Here is a 20,559-nt window from a genome sequence, read left to right as displayed (position 1 = left end):
AAAAATTAAGGAATTCACGACTATGCCATTTGAATTATTATCTCTTGATATGGCAATTTGTTTTGTCACATTATTGTTTGCTTATTTAGTCTTTGGTATGGCAGGTTTTGGTTCCGCATTAATTGCAACGCCGGTATTGGCACTTTATCTACCTTTAAGCATGATTGTCCCCATATTAGCGTTGATCGATTTAACAGCGGCGGTTTTAAATTTGTTTAAAGATGGAAAAAATGCAGATTATCAGGAAATAAAATGGATTATTCCATTAATGGTAGTTGGAAGTTTAATTGGTGCGGCTATTTTATTAAAAACACGTCCTGATATTCTTGTTTTATTATTGGGGATTTTTGTTATTGGTTATGTGTTGAATGCTTTTTTTTCAAAGAAGAAAAAAGCCCCGTTTTCTAAAGCGTATGTTGTGCCATTTAGCCTCGTTGGTGGGGTTTTTAGTGCTTTATTTGGCAGTGGTGGTTTTATCTACGCGATGTATTTATCGAGTCGAATTGAAGATAAACAGCGGTTTCGTACAACTCAAATGACATTAATTGGCTTTAGTACCTTAACTCGAGTGATTATCTTTTTAGTGATGGGCGTTTACCTTAACCTTGATATCTTATTGATAGCTCTTGCTTTTTCACCTGCTATGTTGATAGGTACATGGGCAGAACGACATATTACATTAAGAATATCTCGAGAAGCTTTCTTGAAGACAATTAATATTGTTATTTTAGTTTCAGGTATCGCTTTGTTATATCGCTATTTCTTTGTTCTTTAATTTTTATTACTCTATTAAGAACACAAATACATAATAAATTATTTTTATTTAATTTAGCAGGGTAATCTATAGGTTATGCTACAATTACCACATGCATTATGCTTTTTATTTAATTATTCGTGATTTTTAATCTCAACTAAATATTGTTTTTATGGAGTTTAATTCTGTTGCTTTTATTCAAGTAAGCAGATTAATGTCAAAATGAGTCCTGATAATCAGCGTTTACAAAATATTCGACGTTCACCTTCCTTTGCTATTTTTACAATCACAACAAGTATCGCCGTGATTGGTATTGTTATTGGCTTAAGTATTCCAATGGTGGCGCTTAGATTAAATAATTATGGTGTTGGCGAATTGTATATTGGTATTATTTCTGCCGCGCCAGCTTTGGGGATGTTTTTAATCGCCCCGGTGGTTCAACGTATTGTTCAATGGTGCGGTAAACGAAAAGCTATGTTGGCTGCGACCGTTATTTCAGCGATTAGTTTGTTACCTTTGCTGAGCTCCTTACCGCTTTGGTTATTATTTCCATTACGTTTAATTACAGGTCTAGCGAGTGGTGTACTGATTTGTTTAGGGGAGACATGGATTAATGAACTGTCTTCTGAAAACAAACGTGGGCGAATATTAGCGATATATACGACGGTCTTTACTGTTAGTCAGTTACTTGGACCTTCTTTTATTGCTTATTACGGTGTTGAAGATAAATCGCCACTGTTGATTTGTACGTTAATTCACCTTATTTCAGTTGCACTTTTTTTATTGATGGATCAAAAAATAGGCGATCGCATTGCTAAGACAGCCAGTAAATCTCATTTTTCGATCCTTCAATTTGTGAAAGTTGCCCCGGGTATTTGCGCTGGAATTGTCTTTTTTGCCTTTTTTGATGGCACAATTCTGTCTATGTTTCCTATCTATGGCATGGGAATGGGGCATACAGAAGCCGTTGCAGCATTGATGATAAGTGCAATACTTGCCGGTGACGCAATTATGCAAATGCCTTTTGGCTGGCTTGCTGATCATATGAATCGAGAAAAACTGTATAGAATATGTGGTGTCGTGACCTTGGGGGCAAGCATATTATTACCCGTGGTGATCACTAATACTTATTTAATTTGGTTATTGTTATTTGTATTAGGCGCGACAGCAGGTGCAATTTATACGATTGCGTTAGTGCAAATTGGACAATATTTTAAAGGCAATGAGTTGATTATTGCTAATGCCGCAGCCGCAATGTTATGGGGACTTGGTAATCTTTCCGGGCCTTTATTGGCTGGAGTAGCGACAACTATTTCACCTTTAGGATTACCTGTATTATTAATATTGGGTGCGGCTGTATTTTTGTGGTTTACTCGTGAAAAATATAGCGCTCAAGTTACAGTGCAAGCCACACAGTAAGTTTTATTATTCAGTAGGTCTGTAGTTGGGCTCTTATCGTTAACTACAGATCTATAGCCACATTTTTGTACTGCACCACAGCTCAACTTATATTTAATCCATATGCAAAAACAGTTATATTCCTCATCATAATCACATTATGAATATCTTTTTTGGGTGTTTTTTCGAATAAATTGACAGAATTAATACAGCAATCGTATTAACCTAAAACGTAAAAACACTTGATTAACGACCCATTTTCAAACGATAATTGCTTTCCTCACAGTATCCCGTTCTCTTTTTTTAAAGCCAAACGTTTGCGTTATTGTTTTTATTGGGAATTATTTCTCAATTTATGCAATTTTTTTCAAAACGTAATCGATTACGTAAGGTTTGCTAAGTCTGCTTAATGCGATTAGTTAAGAAAAAGAATTCGGTATTTTTGAAAAAAATTACATCGCTAAATCAATTGATTTTAGACACTAACAGCAGAGGTACGCCATGTCAGGCCAACAGGCTTCATCCAATTGTAAATTGGATTCATATTTTAAGATATCAGCGCGAGGCTCATCAGTTCGTCGCGAAATCATTGCAGGCTTAACGACGTTTTTAGCGATGGTTTATTCTGTCATCGTGGTTCCTGGCATGTTAGGGCAGGCTGGTTTTCCACCGACCGCCGTATTTATTGCAACCTGTTTAGTGGCGGGTTTTGGTTCTTTGTTGATGGGATTATGGGCTAATTTGCCGATGGCAATTGGTTGTGCGATTTCATTAACTGCGTTCACCGCGTTTAGCTTAGTTCTTGGGCAACAAATTACGATCCCTGTTGCGCTAGGTGCCGTCTTTTTAATGGGGTGTCTGTTTACTTTAATCTCAGTCACGGGCATCCGTAGTTGGATTTTACGCAATATGCCAATGGGGATTGCTCATGGTACGGGTATCGGTATTGGCTTATTTTTATTATTAATTGCGGCTAATGGTGTTGGCTTAGTGATTAAAAATCCAAATGCAGGACTGCCTGTTGCACTCGGTGAATTTACATCTTTCCCTGTGTTGATGTCTTTAGCGGGCTTGGCAGTTATTTTTGGTTTAGAAAAACGTCGTGTACCGGGTGGCGTTTTATTGGTTATTATCGCGATATCAATCCTCGGTTTGATTTTTGATCCTACAGTAAAATACCAAGGTTTCTTTAAGTTACCTTCATTTGGTGAAGATGGCCTTTCTCTTATGTTTAGCATGGATATCATGGGCGCTTTACAGCCGATGGTACTTCCGAGCCTACTAGCGCTTGTGATGACAGCTGTATTTGATGCGACAGGTACTATTCGCGCGGTTGCTGGGCAAGCTAATTTGCTCGATAAAGACGGTCAAATTATTGATGGCGGTAAAGCATTAACAGCTGACTCCGTGAGTAGCATTTTTGCGGGGGTTATCGGTGCGTCCCCAGCGGCTGTGTATATTGAATCAGCTGCGGGTACTGCTGCGGGGGGGCGTACAGGTTTAACGGCGGTCGTCGTCGGTGTTTTATTCCTCTTCATTTTATTCTTATCACCACTTTCTTATCTTGTCCCTGCTTATGCAACTGCGCCAGCGCTGATGTATGTTGGATTGCTAATGTTAAGTAACGTCTCAAAATTAGATTTTGATGATTTTGTCGATTCGATGTCAGGTCTGCTTTGTGCGGTATTTATCGTTCTGACTTGTAATATCGTCACAGGTATTATGTTGGGCTTTGCATCACTGGTCATTGGTCGCCTATGTGCGGGTGAATGGCGTAAGCTGAACATTGGAACTATCGTTATTGCCGTTCTTTTAGTAGCGTTTTATGCTGCTGATTTGGCGATTTAGCCATTTTCATATCAATAGAAGGGCGGCATTAGTCGCCCTTTAACGTATTGTTGCGATTAATCTTAAAGTGTAAATTATTTCACCGTCACAGAGTGGGTTAAGGATAGAATATACATAGGTCAGTGAATTAAGTGGAAATACATATTTTCTGCGCGTGACTGGCTTGACTGAAAATTAGGGTCTGAGCGGTGCTATCTCTTACTATGCGGCGGCAGGCAATTAGTCTATCGTCGTTTTGTCAAATAGTAAGGGCAACATGGAAATTTTCTTTACCATTCTTATCTTGATCTTAGCAGTCTCTGTTTCCGGTGTGGTGACAAAAGTCATCCCTATCCGTATCCCTCTGCCTTTAATTCAAATTGCTATCGGTGCTTTGCTTGCATGGCCTCAATTCGGGCTGCATGTCACGTTTGATCCCGAACTTTTCATGGTGTTATTAATTCCGCCGTTATTATTCGTTGATGGCTGGAAAACGCCAACGCGTGAGTTTTTCCAAAATGGGCGTGAGATTTTCATTCTTGTACTCGTTTTAGTATTAGTGACTGTAGTGGGAATTGGCTACTTAATTTATTGGTTACTGCCAGGTATTCCATTAGTCGTGGCATTTGCATTAGCGGCGGTTTTATCCCCAACGGATGCGGTGGCATTATCTTCAATTGTGGGCAAAGGACGCATCCCAAAAAGAATGATGAGTGTTCTTGAGGGAGAGGCGTTAATGAATGACGCTTCAGGTCTTGTGGCATTAAAATTTGCCGTTGCCATCGCAATGGGCACCATGGTCTTTAGCGTTTCTGGCGTGACTATTGAATTTTTCATCGTTGCAATCGGTGGTTTGTTATCAGGTATCGCGGTGACTTGGGTGTACAGTAAATCATTGCGACTCATGAGCCGTTGGAGTGGTGACGATCCTGCAACGCAAATTGTGTTCATGTTATTGTTACCATTTGCCTCTTATATGATAGCGGAACACATTGGTTTCTCCGGTATTTTAGCCGCAGTGGCGGCGGGTATGACTATCACTAAATCTGGCGTGATGCGTAATGCGCCATTGGCAATGCGTTTGCGTGCCGATAGTGTTTGGGGAATGCTTGAGTTTGTCTTTAACGGTTTAGTCTTCATTATGTTAGGGCTACAGCTGCCGGGTATTTGGGAAACCTCAGTTATTCAAGCCGAGCTTGATCCAAGCGTTGAAACTTGGATGCTCTTTACGGCTGTCATTGTGATTTATTTTGCTCTGTTGCTATTACGTTTTTGTTGGTTATGGTTGATGAAAAAGTTCAGCCATTTATTTTTGAAGAAAAAACCACTACAGTTCGCTAATTATACCTTTCGTGAGCTTTGTTTAGCCTCATTTGCGGGGGTTCGAGGCGCAATTACCTTAGCGGGTGTGCTCTCCATTCCGTTATTTTTAACTGATGGGTCACCGTTCCCTGCGCGTTATCAACTGGTATTCATTGCCGCAGGGGTGATCTTATTATCCATTTTTGCTGGTGTTATTGCACTGCCATTGCTATTGCGTAATTTCAAGGTCGGCGATAAAGAAGCGGACATTAATGAAATACGGATGGCAAAAGCGGCAATGGCAGAAGTGGCGATTGTGAGCTTAAATAAGATGGAAGAACGTTTGTCTGCGGATGTTGAGGAGCAACTCGATTCTGAGGATATTATTGAAGTGGCTTCAAGGGTAACGGGCCATTTACGGCGTCGAACCGCAGGACAAGATGAAATTGATCGTAATTTACAGATTGAAGAGCTTGAAAGACGCTTTCGATTAACCGCTTTGCGTGCTGAACGTGGTGAATTATATCACTTACGTGCAACACGTAAGATAAGCAATGAAACGTTACAGACATTGTTAATTGATCTCGATTTATTAGAAGCAGTGCTGATCGAAAAAGAGCATTAAGACTAAAAACCGAGTATTCTACTCAACAATTATTGTTTGAGAGATTATTGAAAAAATGTGGTTACTCGTCATTACGACGCTGCTATGGGCAGCGTCTTTTAGCCTAATTGGTGAATATTTAGCAGGGCAGGTTGATAGCTGGTTTTCTGTTTTAATTCGCGTGTCTTTAGCTGCATTGGTTTTCCTTCCATTCCTACGTTGGCGCAATTTCAGTGCTAAAGTCATCATGTTGTATATGCTCGTTGGCGCATGTCAGCTTGGCGTGATGTATCTATTTGTTTTTCATGCTTATCAATACCTTACTGTTGCAGAGTTTTTACTCTTTACCGTTCTCACACCGTTATATGTCACCTTAATTTATGACTTATTGGAACGTCAGCCCTTACGTAAAGGTTATTTATTTAGTTCTCTTTTAGCCGTGATTGGCGCCGCCATTATTCGCTATGATCATCTGAGCGAATCGTTTTGGTTAGGTCTATTATTTGTGCAGTTGGCGAATATCTTTTTTGCTATCGGGCAAGTTGGTTACAAGCGCTTAATGGAAATTCATCCAATACCGCAGCATCAAGCGTTTTCATGGTTTTATCTTGGCGCAACATTGGTTGCACTGATTGGTTGGCTGCTGTTTGGTAATAAATCAATGATGCCGACTACCAATGTGCAGTGGGGGGTATTGTTGTGGCTGGGTGTGGCTGCATCCGGTATGGGTTATTTCATGTGGAATTATGGGGCAACCAAGGTGGATGCCGGAACCCTTGCTATTATGAATAACATGATGGTTCCAGCTGGTTTATTAGTTAACTTTGCTATCTGGCAACAACACCCGGATTGGCTGAGTTTTACCATTGGGTCGAGCCTGATAATTGCGTCTCTATGGGTGCATAGACATTGGATCCTTTCACCGGCTTCACATAAGAAAGATTATCCACGGCGTGCCCAATAGCTGTTTGGGTAAATGCTTCAATAGCTGGCTGACGCTGTTCTCCTTCCCGACATGCAGCGTATAGTCGGCTCCATAAACCACTACCTAAGGTTTTCGTCTTAACCAACCCTTGCTTCTCAAAAGAATCAACGGCCCAATGTGGTAATGCGGCAATACCCATTTTCGCAGCCACCATCTGAATCAAAATCAACGTATTATCGACAGTTTTTACATTAGGTGAAACGCCTGCGGGCTGTAAAAAATGACGCCATACATCAAAACGATGACGCTGTACCGGATAAATCAGTAACGTTTCATCTGCTAAATCATGAGGTTCAATAATCGGTTTTTTGGCTAAAGGGCTCTCGTTTGAAACGACTAACTTCACTTCGTAATCAAACAGCGGAGTATAGTGTAGACCTTGATCTGCAAGGATATCGGATGTCATCACTAAATCTAGCTCTCTTGAAAGTAATTCAGGTTGAGGGTCAAAGGTGACGCCTGATTTAAATTCCACGTTCACTTGAGGCCAAGTTTGTCTGAATTGTTGTAATGCAGGGGTTAACCACTGAATACAACTATGGCACTCAATCGCGATGCGTAAAGCACAAACACCAGGTTCATTACAAACTCGGATGGCATCCCTCACCATGGGTAGCACTTGTTGTGCAAGTTGTAATAACACTTCCCCTTGAGGTGTAAATCGTAATGGCTGGCTTTTACGAACAAATAGCTTAAAGCCTAAACGATGTTCAAGATCGCTAAATTGATGCGATAGAGCAGACTGAGTCTGATGCAAATGCGTAGCCGTAGTGGCTAATGAGCCGTGTTGGCTGAGCGCTTGCAATGTTTTTAAATGTTTTAATTCGATCATGAGAAACCTTCACGGTGACAATGAATAATTTGCGCTTGTGCTTTATACAGTACCTGTTGATTATAGATGTGTAAACATCTAGACGGCTAAATATTTTAAGGGGTCAATATGTCTGTTATAAATCATACACTTGGTTTTCCACGTGTCGGTCTGAAAAGAGAACTAAAACGTGCGCAAGAAGATTATTGGGCAGGCAAGATTGACCAAACTGCTCTTTTAGAAACGGGTTATGCGTTACGTGTTCGCCATTGGCAACAGCAAAAAGATGCTGGCGTTGAGCTACTGCCTGTCGGTGATTTTGCTTGGTACGATCAAGTGTTAACCACCAGCTTGTTACTGGGCAACGTACCACCTCGTCATCAAAATGAAGATGGCTCAATTGATTTAGACACACTGTTTCGAGTGGCGCGTGGTCGCGCTCCAACAGGTAAACCTGCGGCAGCAGGCGAAATGACTAAATGGTTTAATACTAACTATCATTACATTGTGCCTGAATTTCAAAAAGGGCAAAAATTCTCACTGTCTTGGACTCAATTATTTGATGAGGTAGACGAAGCGTTAGCGTTAGGGCACAAGGTAAAACCTGTATTAATCGGCCCAATTACCTACCTTTGGCTAGGTAAAGTTAAAGGTGAAGCATTCGACCGCTTATCGTTATTGAATGAATTATTACCGGTGTATCAGGAAGTGCTTTCGCGTTTAGCGCAAAAAGGCATTGAATGGGTGCAAATCGATGAGCCAGCACTGGTATTGGATTTACCGACTGAATGGCAACAAGCATATCAACACGCATATCAAGCATTGTCAGGAAAAACCAAATTATTACTGACTACTTATTTTGATGGCATTAGTCATCACCTTGATTTAATTAAGCAACTACCAGTTCAAGGTCTACATGTTGATGTTGTGGCGGGGACGGATGATATTGAAACCCTGCATCAGTCACTTCCTGCTGATTGGGTGCTATCACTCGGCATTATCAACGGTCGCAATGTGTGGAAAGGGGATTTAGGTGAAAAATTCTTGCGCGTTAAGCCACTACTGGGCAAACGTGCATTGTGGATTGGTTCATCTTGCTCATTATTGCACAGTCCAATAGATTTGAATGATGAGACACGTTTAGATGCAGAAGTGAAAAGCTGGTTTGCATTTGCACTGCAAAAATGTGAAGAGCTTGCATTACTGACGAAAGCGCTGAATCAACCAAATGAAACACATATTGCTGAACTTGAACAATACAGCGCACCAATTCGTGCTCGTAAAACATCAACTCGTGTGAATAATGCAGCGGTTACCCAGCGTTTAGCGGCTATTCGTGAGGTAGATGCTGAGCGTAAGAGTCCTTATGAAAGTCGTGCCGAACGTCAACGCGCTCGTTTTAATTTACCCTTGTGGCCAACAACAACCATAGGTTCATTCCCTCAAACGAGCGAAATTAGAACGTTACGTCTTGATTTTAAAAAGGGTAATGTCGATAAAGCCCATTATCGTACCAATATTAGTGAACATATTAAGCAGGCGATTAAAGAGCAAGAATTACTTGATATCGATGTGTTAGTGCATGGTGAAGCTGAACGTAATGACATGGTTGAGTATTTTGGTGAGCACTTTGATGGTTACGTTTTTACACAAAATGGTTGGGTACAAAGCTATGGTTCCCGCTGTGTAAAACCGCCAGTGATTATCGGTGATATTAGTCGTCCAGAAGCGATTACAGTCGAATGGGCCAAATATGCTCAGTCTCTAACAGAAAAACCAGTCAAGGGCATGCTAACAGGACCTGTGACAATATTATGTTGGTCATTCCCTCGCGAAGATGTCAGCCGTGAAACTATCGCGAAGCAGATTGCATTAGCATTGCGCGATGAAGTGGATGACTTACAAAAAGCGGGTATCGGGATTATCCAAATTGATGAACCTGCATTGCGTGAAGGGCTACCATTGCGCAGAGATGAGTGGGCAGATTATTTGAAATGGGCAGTTGATGCCTTTAAATTAAGTGCAGCGATTGCGCAAGATGATACTCAGATCCACACCCACATGTGTTATTGCGAGTTCAATGACATCATGAATTCAATTGCTGCACTAGATGCGGATGTGATCACTATCGAAACATCACGTTCAGATATGGATTTGCTAGATGCATTTGAAGATTTCCATTACCCAAATGAAATTGGTCCGGGTGTGTATGATATTCACTCACCAAACGTACCGAGTGTAGAATGGATTGTTGCTTTACTGAGAAAAGCAGAGAAACGAGTTCCTGTCGAACGTTTATGGGTTAATCCAGATTGTGGATTAAAAACTCGTGGCTGGCCAGAAACCCGCCAAGCGCTCGCGAACATGGTTGAAGCAGCGAAAAAATTACGCAGCGAACAATAACAATCAATCGATAAATATCATCAATAGAAGGCAGGGGATTTCCTGCCTTTTTGCTGCAATAAAAACAAAGTCTATAAACTTAACCAAATAGCTTCGCTTTAAGCATATCCATACCAACAGAACCGAGATTAACCTCTTCGGGTAATACACCATTTGGCGTGGCTTTATCAACCAGTTTTGGTAAGTATTTCGCAACTAATTCAGTCGTTTCTTGCGTATCAAGGCCGACGTTCTGAGCCAATTCTTGGATATCTAAATTACCAAAAACTTGCACTAGCTGATTGACATCGATAGGTAAATTCGCATTTTCGCTGATCCATGATGCTATTACGTCATTTAACCCTTGTTGGTTAAACTTATCAATAACGCCATTAAGACCACCTTGTTTTTCAATCCATCCAATAACAGATTGGAACTGCTGCATTTTATCACCGGCGACCATCGTTATTAGTTGTTCGAACAAACCCATTGAAACTCCTTGTTGATAAATTTATCGCCACTACCTCTATGGAATAGGGCATTTTCAAAAAATAAGTAGTCGGTTATTGTCAGCAATTTGAACGAGGCGTCAATCAAAATAAAGTTTTCGCTGCTAACTAAATGTTATATGAAGAGATTTTACCCTGATTGTAGACAAATCAAACGGGCACATTGTGCTTCACATTTTTTATCACACTATTGTGTGAATGATTTTATGATTCATATTTATGTAATTTATAAATAAAAACAATTGATTACAAATTAATTGGTCGTTTTTTATATTATCTATAATGTGATGATCGTCATGTGTTTGTTAAATTTGTTATGTGAAAATTCACATCAATAACAAAGATTAACAACATCAGGGATCATTATGGGAAATTTCGTTAAGAATGTTGGCGTTATTGGCCTAGGTTCTATGGGGATGGGAATCGCTCAGTCACTCATAAAAAATAATATTCCTACCTATGGATTTGATTTAAACCAAGCTGCTTGCCAAACCTTACTTGATTATGGCGCAAAGGATGTCGGGCAAAATGCGGTGGAATTCGCACAACAGCTCGATGCTGTATTAATGGTTGTAGTTAATGGACGACAAGTTAACGCGATTTTATTTGATGGTGAAAAACCATTGGTTGAAGCTCTTAAACCAGAAACGATCATTGTTTTGCACAGCACATTATCCGCAGAACAAACCAAGCAAATAGCCCGACGTCTTGCAGCTTATCAACTATTACTTGTCGATGCTCCAATATCGGGCGGTGCGATTAAAGCTGCCGATGGCAAATTAACCGTAATGGCATCGGGAGCGCCTGAATTATTTGAACGGCTAACTAAAGTCTTTAATGCAATCTCTGAGCGTTTATACCGTATTGGAGATGATGTGGGCTTAGGTTCGACGGTGAAAACAATTCATCAATTATTAGCTGGCGTTCATATAGCCGTTGCCGCAGAAAGCATGGCTCTGGCCGCTAAAGCGGGTATTAAGCTCGATGTAATGTATGACATTGTTACTCATGCTGCTGGTAATTCATGGATGTTTGAAAACCGTATGCAGCATGTGCTTGAGGGCGATTATACGCCAAAATCATCGGTTGATATTTTTGTTAAAGACCTCGGTTTAGTGATGGAAACGGGCAAGGCACTAAATTTTCCATTACCACTCGCTGCTACCGCTCATCAAATGTTTATTGCGGCAAGTAATGAAGGTTTTGGCCATCAAGACGACAGCGCAGTGATTAAAACCTTTAAAGGTATTTCTTTACCGGAGAGTAAAACATGACTGTGAAATTAGGCGTAATTGCTGATGATTTTACTGGTGCGACAGATATTGCAGGTTTCATGGTACAAAACGGTTGGCGTGTGGTTCAGTTACTAAATGAACCTAATGAAAATACCGTTGTACCACAAGATGTTGATGCCATTGTTATTAGTTTAAAGAGTCGGTCTTGTTCTGCTGATGAAGCTTGTCAGGCTTCAATGAATGCATGTCATTGGTTAAAGCAACAAGCACAGTGCCAGCAAATTTTCTTTAAATATTGCTCGACCTTTGATTCGACTGAAAAAGGCAATATTGGCCCTGTGACTGATGCATTAATGAAGTACTTAAAAACTGATTTAACACTAGTTTGCCCTGCATTGCCTGTTAACGGAAGAACAGTAGTTCATGGTCACTTATTCGTAAATGGTCAGCTTTTAAATGAAAGCGGAATGCAGCACCACCCTGTGACTCCAATGACAGATGCGAATTTATTACGCGTTATGGAGAAACAATCACGAGGTAAAGCAGGATTGATTAAGCTTGCTGACGTTCAGCAAGGTTGTGATGCCATAACCTTGCAACTCACCAGTTTAGCTTTACAAGGTGTTAGTTACGCAGTAATCGACGCCCTCACTATGGATGACTTATTGCCTATTGCTAAAGCGGTTCAAAACATGCCATTGCTCACCGGAGGTTCAGGTTTAGGTGCGGCTTTAGCAAATGTCGACAGCCAGAGCCCATGGGGAAAAGATGCCGGTCATGGTAATAAACCTGCTGCTGTTGGACGAAAAACAGTCATTTTATCCGGTAGTTGTTCTGTTATGACTAATGCTCAAGTTCAAAGTTATCAACAAATTGCGCCAGCGAAAGCACTAGATGTTGGCGAGTGTTTGGATAATCCTCATTACGCGCAGTCATTAGCTAAATGGGTACAAGAACAGCAAGTGACGAGCTTGGCACCGTTGTTATATGCAACACAGCCCCCTGAATTATTAAAGCAAATTCAACAAAAATATGGCGCATTACAATCAAGTTTGGCAGTGGAAAACGTATTTGGTGAAGTTGTGAAATTATTACAAGCTCAGGGATATAACACTTTTATTATTGCTGGTGGCGAAACTTCAGGGAAAGTTGTGCAGAGCTTAGGAACTGAGCAGTTAAGCATTGGAGCCCCAATTGCACCGGGAGTGCCGTGGGTTCAAGATTTGGCAAGCGGTAACTGGTTGGCACTGAAATCTGGCAATTTCGGTCAGAAGAATTTCTTCCAGTTTGCACAGGAGATGTTTAATGAGTGATGAAAAGGCGCTGCGCCAAGAATTAGCCGACTGGGCAAAGTCGATGTTTAACCGTGGTTATAGTAGCGGTGGTGCAGGAAATATTAGTGCGCGATTAGCGGATGGCAGCATTATTGTCACGCCAACAAACTCAAGCTTTGGTGATTTAGACCCGAATCGATTGAGTAAATTAGATACACAAGGCAACTGGATAGGTGGTGATAAACCCACAAAAGAAGTTTCGATGCACATGGCAATGTATCTACAACGCCCTGATTGCCAAGCTGTTGTTCATTTACATTCACCTTGGTTGACTGCACTTTCGTGCCTGCCGGGGTTAGATAGCACTAACTGTTTACCTCCGATTACACCTTATTATGTGATGCGGGTGGGTAAATTACCGTTGATTGAATATTTACCCCCAGGGGATGACCGGATTGGTGAAGAAATTGCCCGATTAGCGCCAAATCATAACGCGGTATTGTTATCAAATCATGGTCCAGTGGTTGGTGGTAAAACACTCAGGCAAGCTTTTTTCAATGCGGAAGAGCTAGAAGATACCGCACGTTTATATATCACGCTGCGGCCACATGGCTTCACTACATTAACGCAAGAGCAAGTTCAAGAGCTCGAAAGTCGTTATCCACAGAAATGAGGAGCAAGAGATGGCTAAATTTGCAGCAAATCTCAGCATGATGTTTAACGAAGTACCGTTTATACAACGTTTTGAGCGTGCAGCTCAGGCCGGCTTTAGTGGGGTTGAGTATCTTTTTCCTTATGAAGAAGATGCCGATTCGATTGCGTTCGAATTACAAAAACATCATTTAACTCAGGTCTTATTTAATATGCCTGCGGGAAATTGGACTGCGGGTGAGCGTGGTATGGCATCAATTCCTGGGCGTGAAGATGAATTTGCGCAAGGGGTATTCACCGCCCTGAAATATGCGAATGCCTTAGGATGTAAGCAGGTTCATGCCATGGCTGGCAAGGTGGATACGAAATTCACTGCTGAACAACAAAAGGCCTGTTTTATTAAAAACATTCAGTATGCCGCCGATGTGATGGCACCGCATGGCATTCGAGTACTTATTGAGCCTATCAATACGCGTGATATGCCTGGTTATTTTCTGACAACACAAAAACAAGCTGAAGCGCTATTACCACTTATTGATCGCAAAAATGTTTTTATTCAATTGGATTTGTATCACTGCCAGATCATGGAAGGTGATTTAGTGAAAACAATTGAGCGTTTATGGGGTAAATTTAGTCATATTCAGATTGCTTCAGTTCCAGAACGCCACGAACCCGACAGCGGTGAAGTTAACTTTCCATGGATTTTCAAGAAATTAGATGAAATGGGTTATGAAGGTTGGCTTGGATGTGAATATCATCCAGCAGGTCGCACGGAAGCGGGGTTGGACTGGTTAAAACAAGCTCAGTCATAAATCGGAGAACCTATGATCCCTTCAGAGCGTCGTGATTTTATTTATCGTTACGTACATGAGTACCAAACTGTGTCTATTAATGACCTGGTTGATTTAATGAATGTATCTCATATGACGGTGCGACGTGATATTCGCATGTTAGAAGAGGAAGGGAAGGTTGTCGGGATTAGTGGTGGTGTTCGGTTGAATGACGTGTTACGCCAAGAATTACCTTGGAGTGAAAAGGCGCGGCTTCATCACCGTAGTAAGCGTGAAATAGGTCAGTTTGCGAATTCGTTGGTTGAAGATGGGCAAGTTGTTTATCTCGATGCAGGTACCACAACATTTGAGATTGCCCGCGTGCTGGGTGAACGTTTTAACTTAACGATCGTGACAAATGATTTTTCTATCATGCAGTATTTGATGAATAAATCACAACTCAATTTGTACCACACAGGTGGTCAGGTTGATAAACGCAATCATTCATGCGTTGGTAATACCGCCGCTATGATGTTGCAAACACTCAATGTTGATGTAGCTTTTATCAGTACCAGTTCATGGGACTTGCTCCATGGTGTTTCAACACCCCATGAAGAAAAAGTTCAAATAAAACAGACATTACTCGATGTAGCTCGGCGCTGCGTGTTGGTCTCTGACAGCAGCAAATTTGGCAAATATGGCATGTTCCGTGTTTGCCCTTTGAATCAATTGCACGACATTATCTGTGATGATCAGTTACCAAGTGATGCAGTGCAGCGGATAACAGAACAAAACATAAAACTTCATTTAATCAAAACATAAAAACATCTTACCTAGAAGCGAATAGCCTGCAATAGGTTATTTCAGGAGAATTACAATGAAAGTTATTATTACCGGTGGCGCTGGCTTTTTAGGCCAGCAGCTAGCCACTGCTTTGCTTAAAAATCGTCAGGGTTTAAATTTCGAACAGCTTATTTTAGCGGATATTCAATGCCCTACATCACCTATTGAAGATTCGAGAGTGAGTTGTGTTGCTTTAGATTTAACGCAACAAGGCGCTGCAGATACGCTAATTGATGCGCAAACAGACGTTATATTTCACCTAGCGGCAATCGTCAGTAGCCATGCAGAAAGCGATTTCGATTTAGGCATGAAAGTGAATTTTGAATCCACTCGCCAATTATTGGAAGCCGTAAAAGCTAAAAATTCAGCCATAAAATTCATTTTCACTAGCTCACTTGCGGTATTTGGTGGCCAATTACCGGATGTCATCACCGACCTGTGCGTAGTTAATCCACAGTCTTCTTATGGCGCACAAAAAGCTATGTGTGAATTGATGGTTAACGACTATTCACGTAAAGGTTTCGTTGATGGCCGCGTCATGCGCTTGCCAACAATCAGCATTCGTCCTGGGGTACCCAATAAAGCGGCTTCATCATTTGCTAGCGGTATTATTCGCGAGCCATTAAATGGAATCGAAAGTGTTTGCCCAGTTTCACCTGATCTTGCGCTATGGCTATCTAGCCCTGAAACAGTAGTCAGCAATTTCATTCATGCGGTGAATGTACCGGCTGAGAAATTTGGTCAATCACGTATTGTTAATTTACCGGGTATTACGGTCACTGTGCAGGAAATGATTGATTCATTACGTGATGTTGCAGGACAAGAAACCGTCAATCTTATTCGTTTTGAGCCTGATGATGCGATTAACCGCATTGTCGCTAGTTGGCCAGGAAAATTCGATATTAGCCGTGCATTGAACTTAGGTTTTCGTGCCGATGGCTCATTTAGTGATGCGATTCATTCGTTTATCACTCATCACGGCCGCGCCAAGTAGGAGATAAACGATGTCCTATATTCCTGTTATTGGTCTTGCTGTAGCCATTTTTGTACTGATTTTTTTAGTATTAAGAACTCGTGTTCATGCGCTATTAGCCATGCTTATTGCTGCCACTATTGCTGGTATTTCGGGTGGTTTAACAGCAGCAGAAACTGTGACTATTATTACCAAGGGATTTGGTTCAACACTCGGTAGCATTGGTATTGTTATCGGGCTTGGGGTCATGATGGGAAGGGTGCTCGAAGTTTCGGGCGCAGCTGAACGGATAGCATTTAGTTTTATTAAATGGTTAGGTAACAAACGTGAAGAATGGGCACTGGCAATTACCGGCTATATTGTCAGTATTCCAATCTTTGTTGATTCTGCTTTCGTTATCTTATATCCATTAGCAAAAGCGCTCGCAAAAAATGGCAAGCGCAACTTGTTAACGCTTGGTGTTGCCTTAGCGGGTGGGTTAGTTGTAACGCATCACTCCGTTCCACCAACACCAGGTCCTTTGGGTGTTGCAGGTATTTTTGGCGTTGATATTGGTGCGATGATCTTAGCGGGTATGGCACTGGCTGTGCCTTGTGTTATCGGTATCGTTTTATATGCAAAATGGTTAGCAGTTAAATATCCTGAATTTGTCCCTGCTGATTTAGAAAGCGGTGATTTACATGATATCCATGCGCGTTATATGGAAGAGAAAGCCAATAAACCGCTACCAAGCCTATTTTTATCTTTATTGCCAATAGCTACTCCGATCTTGTTGATCTTTATTAATGCTATCAATGGATTATTACTAAAGACAGACACATTCCTAGGGATGAATGACAATTGGTACTTTCAAACATTTGAATTTCTAGGTGCGCCTATCATCGCGCTGTCTATTAGTGTGCTGATTTCAGTTTACACATTGATGCCAAAATCGACGAAAGAAGAAGTTATCGATCGCATGGAAGAAGGTTTGCAAGCGGCGGGTATCATTTTGTTAGTCACCGGTGCGGGTGGGGCGTTAGGGGCGGTATTACGTGATAGTGGAACTGGTAATATCTTAGCGGGGCATGTGGCAAGCTTGCCAATTACACCCGTTTTAATTCCTTTTATTATCGCGACGTTAGTACGTTTAATTCAAGGTTCCGGTACTGTCGCAATGATCACCGCTGCATCAATTTCAGCGCCAATCATTAGTCAGATACCTGATATTAACTTATTGGTTGCGGCGCAAGCGGCAACAATGGGGTCTCTGTTCTTCGGTTACTTTAACGACAGCCTTTATTGGGTTGTGAACAGAATGATGGGGATTAAGGACGTTAAACAACAGATTATGGTTTGGTCTATTCCAACAACAATCGCTTGGATGATAGGCCTTGTTGGCGTTCTGATCCTTGATGTAATTCTCTGATAGTAAATAGTTTTTTATTTATGCCACTAATTAAAAGTGCCTTTATTGGCACTTTTTTCAATTATTATTCACATTCAACTATACTGAACGCATCCTTATAGCAATATTACTGCGTTAATGTGATGCGGATCTCATTTTAATGAAATCAATATGATTGTGAATTCATTAAAGTAGATATTGGTCACTAAATATGTGTATGTTTATCGCTATATTAGTAAGAATTAATCAATTTAATGATGTCATTGAGCCAAGGAGTTTGATATGTCCGACGTTTTCCACTTAGGTTTAAAGAAAAGGGACTTACAGGGTGCAACTGTTGCGATTGTTCCTGGAGACCCTAACCGTGTTGAAAAAATAGCACGTCTAATGGATAACCCTGTACATCTTGCGTCATTACGTGAGTTTACCTCTTGGCGTGGTGAGTTAGATGGCAAGGCTGTCATCGTCTGCTCAACCGGTATTGGTGGCCCATCAACATCAATCGCAGTTGAAGAGTTGGCTCAGCTCGGTATTCGTACCTTCCTACGTATTGGTACAACTGGTGCAATTCAAGAAAATATCAATGTAGGTGATGTATTAGTCACAACAGGTGCTGTACGTTTAGACGGCGCTAGTCAACATTTTGCCCCGATCGAGTATCCTGCTGTTGCTGATTTTACATGTACTAACGCACTGTATGCTGCCGCGCAAGACGCAGGCGCGACAGTTCATGTTGGTGTAACGGCATCTTCAGATACTTTCTACCCAGGCCAAGAGCGCTATGATACCTACAGTGGCCGTGTAATGCGTCACTTTAGAGGCTCAATGAAAGAGTGGCAAGATATGGGCGTAATGAACTATGAAATGGAATCAGCAACGCTGTTAACCATGTGTTCAAGCCAAGGTTTACGTGCTGGTATGGTTGCAGGTGTTATTGTTAACCGTACTCAACAAGAAATCCCTAACGAAACATTATTGAAAAAAACAGAAGGCAATGTACTTAGCATTGTGGTTGAAGCCGCTCGCCGCCTACTGTAATTCCGCATTTACTGGCCCACTTACGTATTTCGCTCGGTTGTGAATACAGTGTAGGTGGGCTTAGTTACTTTTTTGTTCACCACTTCTGTTCATCATTTATTACAATCTACTGTAAATTGCAGGTAGTTTTCTTATTCATTTAATCAATCAATCTGTTATTGTCTTATAACAACTATTAATATTTCGAGCCCAACATCATTCAAGCAGCAGGCAAGTGCTAAGTCATGTTATCCCGATAAATGCAGAAAAATGTGCAGATAAAGGAACTCAAGCGATGTCTACATCCCTGTAACTTGAGGCATGGTGGGTATAAAAGGGATAATTATGTCAACAACACCTTATCTTCACCCTTCGGTTCTCCCTTTAAAGGGCGGGATCAATTTTCGCGACTTGGGCGGAAAAAAATTATCAAATGGTAATAAAATAAAAGCGGGAAAGCTTTTTAGGTCAGGTGCTTTAGACCGTTTAACATCAGAAGATCAACATATTTTACAATCCCAAAATTTATTTCAAATTTTAGATTATCGTGATGACGCTGAAATTCGTGATAAACCAGATTTAGTGTGGGATGGTGCGCATTATGTCCATGCCCCCGCAAATCCATTAGCAAAAGAAGTCAGTGCAAACTTAGACAAGCTCACGCCAGAGATTTTAGACCAATTCGATCCCCAAGCTTTCATGTTTCGTTTATATGAACTGTTGCCATTGAATAACCCCGCTTATCATCAACTTGTTAATATGCTAAAACAACCTGAAAAAGGCGGAATAGTACAGCATTGCGCTGTGGGTAAAGATAGAACGGGTGTGGGCTCAGCGTTAGTTCTATTTGCACTCGGCGCAGATTTAGATACGGTAATGGAAGATTATTTACTGACTAACGAAACGCTTGCACCATTTCGTAAAATTTTATTAGAAGAACATGCACAAAGAATGAGTGACAGCATATTGAAGAAATTTGAGTATGTTTACTCAGTGCGGGAAGATTTCTTACAGACTGCGTTAAAAAGCATCGAGACGCACTATGGTAATGTCGATAAATGGTTAGAAAAAGATTTTGGTCTTGATAATAAAGGTCGTGACCTGCTGCAAAATCATTTCCTCGAATAGCAATATATTCAAGCTGCAATGAAACCACATTTATTACTCGTTCGTTGCAGCTTGATTTATTTGAATGTCATACTCTAAATAGTGAACTCACGAATTAACTCATGATAGGGGATTTCCTTGACTCTCAATGAAATAGTCACGGTTGTGACAGATTTTACTCGTGAACATGAAATATGGGCTCTGCCTATCATTTTCTTTCTCGCATTTGGTGAATCACTCGCTTTCTTATCTTTGTTGTTACCGGCAACCGTTATTTTATTGGCGCTAGGCGCTCTGATTGGTGAAAGTGGCATTGTATTTTGGCCATTATGGCTAGCGGCGGCATTAGGCGCGTTTTTTGGCGATTGGCTTTCATATTGGTTCGGTTTTCACTACAAAGATAATGTTCGTAAAATGTGGCCTATTTCTCGCAACCCGCAAATGATAGATAAAGGGCAACGCTTCTTTGATCGTTGGGGAATTTGGGGCGTATTCTTCGGCCGTTTCTTTGGTCCTTTCCGTGCTGTTGTTCCTTTAGTGGCGGGAATTTGTGTGATGCCACAACGTTATTTTCAATTAGCTAATATTACTTCTGCGATGGTTTGGGCATTCGGTATCCTTGCTCCGGGAGCCCTAGGTTTACATTGGTTTGCAAGTTGGTTTGGTTAAGCTGCGAAGCTGCTCGCAAAATATGGGTGGCAAGTCAAATTACCTCTGGACACTTATACAG

At 41.1% G+C, this 20,559-nt stretch carries 18 protein-coding genes; 16 read left to right on the top strand and 2 right to left on the bottom strand.

The window, feature by feature from the left end:
- The first annotated feature begins 22 nt into the window (after window positions 1–22).
- The 5 genes from ACTH6U_RS04615 (at window position 23) to ACTH6U_RS04595 (ending at window position 6,849) form a co-directional block, all read left to right on the top strand.
- The gene (locus ACTH6U_RS04615) at window positions 23–775 is read left to right on the top strand and encodes a sulfite exporter TauE/SafE family protein (RefSeq protein ID WP_441831663.1); all 753 of its coding nucleotides are present in this window, start codon (window positions 23–25) and stop codon (window positions 773–775) included.
- Between the two features lie 201 nt (window positions 776–976).
- Complete coding sequence (locus ACTH6U_RS04610) at window positions 977–2,173, top strand: MFS transporter (RefSeq protein ID WP_441831662.1); 1,197 nt, start codon at window positions 977–979, stop codon at window positions 2,171–2,173.
- A gap of 480 nt (window positions 2,174–2,653) precedes the next feature.
- A complete protein-coding gene (locus ACTH6U_RS04605; protein ID WP_294104568.1) occupies window positions 2,654–4,000 on the top strand; it encodes an NCS2 family permease in 1,347 nt (448 codons plus the stop codon).
- A gap of 256 nt (window positions 4,001–4,256) precedes the next feature.
- Window positions 4,257–5,906, top strand: a complete 1,650-nt coding sequence (locus ACTH6U_RS04600; RefSeq protein WP_294104566.1) for a Na+/H+ antiporter — start codon at window positions 4,257–4,259, stop codon at window positions 5,904–5,906.
- Between the two features lie 55 nt (window positions 5,907–5,961).
- Window positions 5,962–6,849 carry a carboxylate/amino acid/amine transporter gene (locus ACTH6U_RS04595; protein ID WP_294104564.1) on the top strand — a complete coding sequence of 296 codons (888 nt, stop codon included), beginning with the start codon at window positions 5,962–5,964 and terminating at the stop codon, window positions 6,847–6,849.
- Here ACTH6U_RS04595 and metR read toward each other — a convergent pair.
- Entirely contained in the window at window positions 6,746–7,702 is a 957-nt protein-coding gene (gene metR, locus ACTH6U_RS04590) for an HTH-type transcriptional regulator MetR (protein ID WP_294104562.1), read from the bottom strand. The two genes, ACTH6U_RS04595 and metR, sit on opposite strands and share 104 nt — an antisense overlap.
- 108 nt (window positions 7,703–7,810) lie before the next feature.
- Here metR and metE point away from each other — a divergent pair, with 108 nt between their 5' ends.
- Window positions 7,811–10,084 carry a 5-methyltetrahydropteroyltriglutamate--homocysteine S-methyltransferase gene (gene metE / locus ACTH6U_RS04585; RefSeq protein ID WP_441831661.1) on the top strand — a complete coding sequence of 758 codons (2,274 nt, stop codon included), beginning with the start codon at window positions 7,811–7,813 and terminating at the stop codon, window positions 10,082–10,084.
- Window positions 10,085–10,163: 79 nt separating this feature from the next.
- On the opposite strand, the gene ACTH6U_RS04580 is transcribed toward metE, so the two are convergent.
- Window positions 10,164–10,553, bottom strand: coding sequence for a YidB family protein (locus ACTH6U_RS04580; RefSeq protein ID WP_441831660.1), 390 nt, complete (start codon window positions 10,551–10,553; stop codon window positions 10,164–10,166).
- Between the two features lie 384 nt (window positions 10,554–10,937).
- Here ACTH6U_RS04580 and ltnD point away from each other — a divergent pair, with 384 nt between their 5' ends.
- The 10 genes from ltnD to ACTH6U_RS04530 all read left to right on the top strand — a co-directional run bounded on the left by ltnD (window position 10,938) and on the right by ACTH6U_RS04530 (window position 20,498).
- Window positions 10,938–11,846 carry an L-threonate dehydrogenase gene (gene ltnD / locus ACTH6U_RS04575; protein WP_434720791.1) on the top strand — a complete coding sequence of 303 codons (909 nt, stop codon included), beginning with the start codon at window positions 10,938–10,940 and terminating at the stop codon, window positions 11,844–11,846.
- Window positions 11,843–13,120 carry a 3-oxo-tetronate kinase gene (otnK, locus tag ACTH6U_RS04570; RefSeq protein ID WP_441831659.1) on the top strand — a complete coding sequence of 426 codons (1,278 nt, stop codon included), beginning with the start codon at window positions 11,843–11,845 and terminating at the stop codon, window positions 13,118–13,120. The genes ltnD and otnK overlap by 4 nt, the downstream gene beginning before the upstream one ends.
- Complete coding sequence (otnC, locus tag ACTH6U_RS04565; RefSeq protein ID WP_441831658.1) at window positions 13,113–13,754, top strand: 3-oxo-tetronate 4-phosphate decarboxylase; 642 nt, start codon at window positions 13,113–13,115, stop codon at window positions 13,752–13,754. The genes otnK and otnC overlap by 8 nt, the downstream gene beginning before the upstream one ends.
- A 10-nt stretch (window positions 13,755–13,764) precedes the next feature.
- Window positions 13,765–14,544 carry a 2-oxo-tetronate isomerase gene (gene otnI / locus ACTH6U_RS04560; protein ID WP_441829989.1) on the top strand — a complete coding sequence of 260 codons (780 nt, stop codon included), beginning with the start codon at window positions 13,765–13,767 and terminating at the stop codon, window positions 14,542–14,544.
- Between the two features lie 12 nt (window positions 14,545–14,556).
- Window positions 14,557–15,324 (top strand): DeoR/GlpR family DNA-binding transcription regulator, encoded by a 768-nt coding sequence (locus ACTH6U_RS04555; protein ID WP_441829990.1) that lies wholly within the window; start codon window positions 14,557–14,559, stop codon window positions 15,322–15,324.
- Window positions 15,325–15,379: 55 nt separating this feature from the next.
- Window positions 15,380–16,339 carry a D-erythronate dehydrogenase gene (denD, locus tag ACTH6U_RS04550; protein WP_441831657.1) on the top strand — a complete coding sequence of 320 codons (960 nt, stop codon included), beginning with the start codon at window positions 15,380–15,382 and terminating at the stop codon, window positions 16,337–16,339.
- A gap of 10 nt (window positions 16,340–16,349) precedes the next feature.
- Window positions 16,350–17,726, top strand: coding sequence for a GntP family permease (locus ACTH6U_RS04545; RefSeq protein ID WP_336431580.1), 1,377 nt, complete (start codon window positions 16,350–16,352; stop codon window positions 17,724–17,726).
- A gap of 261 nt (window positions 17,727–17,987) precedes the next feature.
- Window positions 17,988–18,743: a uridine phosphorylase gene (udp, locus tag ACTH6U_RS04540; protein ID WP_441831656.1), complete on the top strand. Its 756-nt coding sequence runs from the start codon at window positions 17,988–17,990 to the stop codon at window positions 18,741–18,743.
- 324 nt (window positions 18,744–19,067) lie between these two features.
- The gene (locus ACTH6U_RS04535) at window positions 19,068–19,850 is read left to right on the top strand and encodes a tyrosine-protein phosphatase (protein ID WP_294104539.1); all 783 of its coding nucleotides are present in this window, start codon (window positions 19,068–19,070) and stop codon (window positions 19,848–19,850) included.
- A gap of 117 nt (window positions 19,851–19,967) precedes the next feature.
- Entirely contained in the window at window positions 19,968–20,498 is a 531-nt protein-coding gene (locus tag ACTH6U_RS04530) for a DedA family protein (RefSeq protein ID WP_434720787.1), read from the top strand.
- Window positions 20,499–20,559: the final 61 nt, after the last annotated feature.

It is taken from the genome of Providencia sp. (assembly GCF_052096715.1).
In the GTDB taxonomy this organism is placed as follows: Bacteria; Pseudomonadota; Gammaproteobacteria; order Enterobacterales; family Enterobacteriaceae; genus Providencia.
The sequence above is the reverse complement of the archived record's forward strand: the minus strand, read 5'-3'. Positions and strand labels throughout refer to the sequence as shown.

Excerpts from the sequence above, each read along its gene's own strand:
- udp (WP_441831656.1), top strand. The coding sequence starts at position 17,988 with ATGTCCGACGTTTTCCACTTAGGTTTAAAGAAAAGGGACTTACAGGGT.
- otnC (WP_441831658.1), top strand. The coding sequence starts at position 13,113 with ATGAGTGATGAAAAGGCGCTGCGCCAAGAATTAGCCGACTGGGCAAAG.
- otnI (WP_441829989.1), top strand. The coding sequence starts at position 13,765 with ATGGCTAAATTTGCAGCAAATCTCAGCATGATGTTTAACGAAGTACCG.
- ACTH6U_RS04610 (WP_441831662.1), top strand. The coding sequence starts at position 977 with ATGAGTCCTGATAATCAGCGTTTACAAAATATTCGACGTTCACCTTCC.
- denD (WP_441831657.1), top strand. The coding sequence starts at position 15,380 with ATGAAAGTTATTATTACCGGTGGCGCTGGCTTTTTAGGCCAGCAGCTA.
- ACTH6U_RS04595 (WP_294104564.1), top strand. The coding sequence starts at position 5,962 with ATGTGGTTACTCGTCATTACGACGCTGCTATGGGCAGCGTCTTTTAGC.
- ltnD (WP_434720791.1), top strand. The coding sequence starts at position 10,938 with ATGGGAAATTTCGTTAAGAATGTTGGCGTTATTGGCCTAGGTTCTATG.
- metR (WP_294104562.1), bottom strand. The coding sequence starts at position 7,702 with ATGATCGAATTAAAACATTTAAAAACATTGCAAGCGCTCAGCCAACAC.
- ACTH6U_RS04615 (WP_441831663.1), top strand. The coding sequence starts at position 23 with ATGCCATTTGAATTATTATCTCTTGATATGGCAATTTGTTTTGTCACA.
- ACTH6U_RS04605 (WP_294104568.1), top strand. The coding sequence starts at position 2,654 with ATGTCAGGCCAACAGGCTTCATCCAATTGTAAATTGGATTCATATTTT.
- ACTH6U_RS04600 (WP_294104566.1), top strand. The coding sequence starts at position 4,257 with ATGGAAATTTTCTTTACCATTCTTATCTTGATCTTAGCAGTCTCTGTT.
- ACTH6U_RS04580 (WP_441831660.1), bottom strand. The coding sequence starts at position 10,553 with ATGGGTTTGTTCGAACAACTAATAACGATGGTCGCCGGTGATAAAATG.
- ACTH6U_RS04535 (WP_294104539.1), top strand. The coding sequence starts at position 19,068 with ATGTCAACAACACCTTATCTTCACCCTTCGGTTCTCCCTTTAAAGGGC.
- otnK (WP_441831659.1), top strand. The coding sequence starts at position 11,843 with ATGACTGTGAAATTAGGCGTAATTGCTGATGATTTTACTGGTGCGACA.
- ACTH6U_RS04555 (WP_441829990.1), top strand. The coding sequence starts at position 14,557 with ATGATCCCTTCAGAGCGTCGTGATTTTATTTATCGTTACGTACATGAG.
- metE (WP_441831661.1), top strand. The coding sequence starts at position 7,811 with ATGTCTGTTATAAATCATACACTTGGTTTTCCACGTGTCGGTCTGAAA.
- ACTH6U_RS04545 (WP_336431580.1), top strand. The coding sequence starts at position 16,350 with ATGTCCTATATTCCTGTTATTGGTCTTGCTGTAGCCATTTTTGTACTG.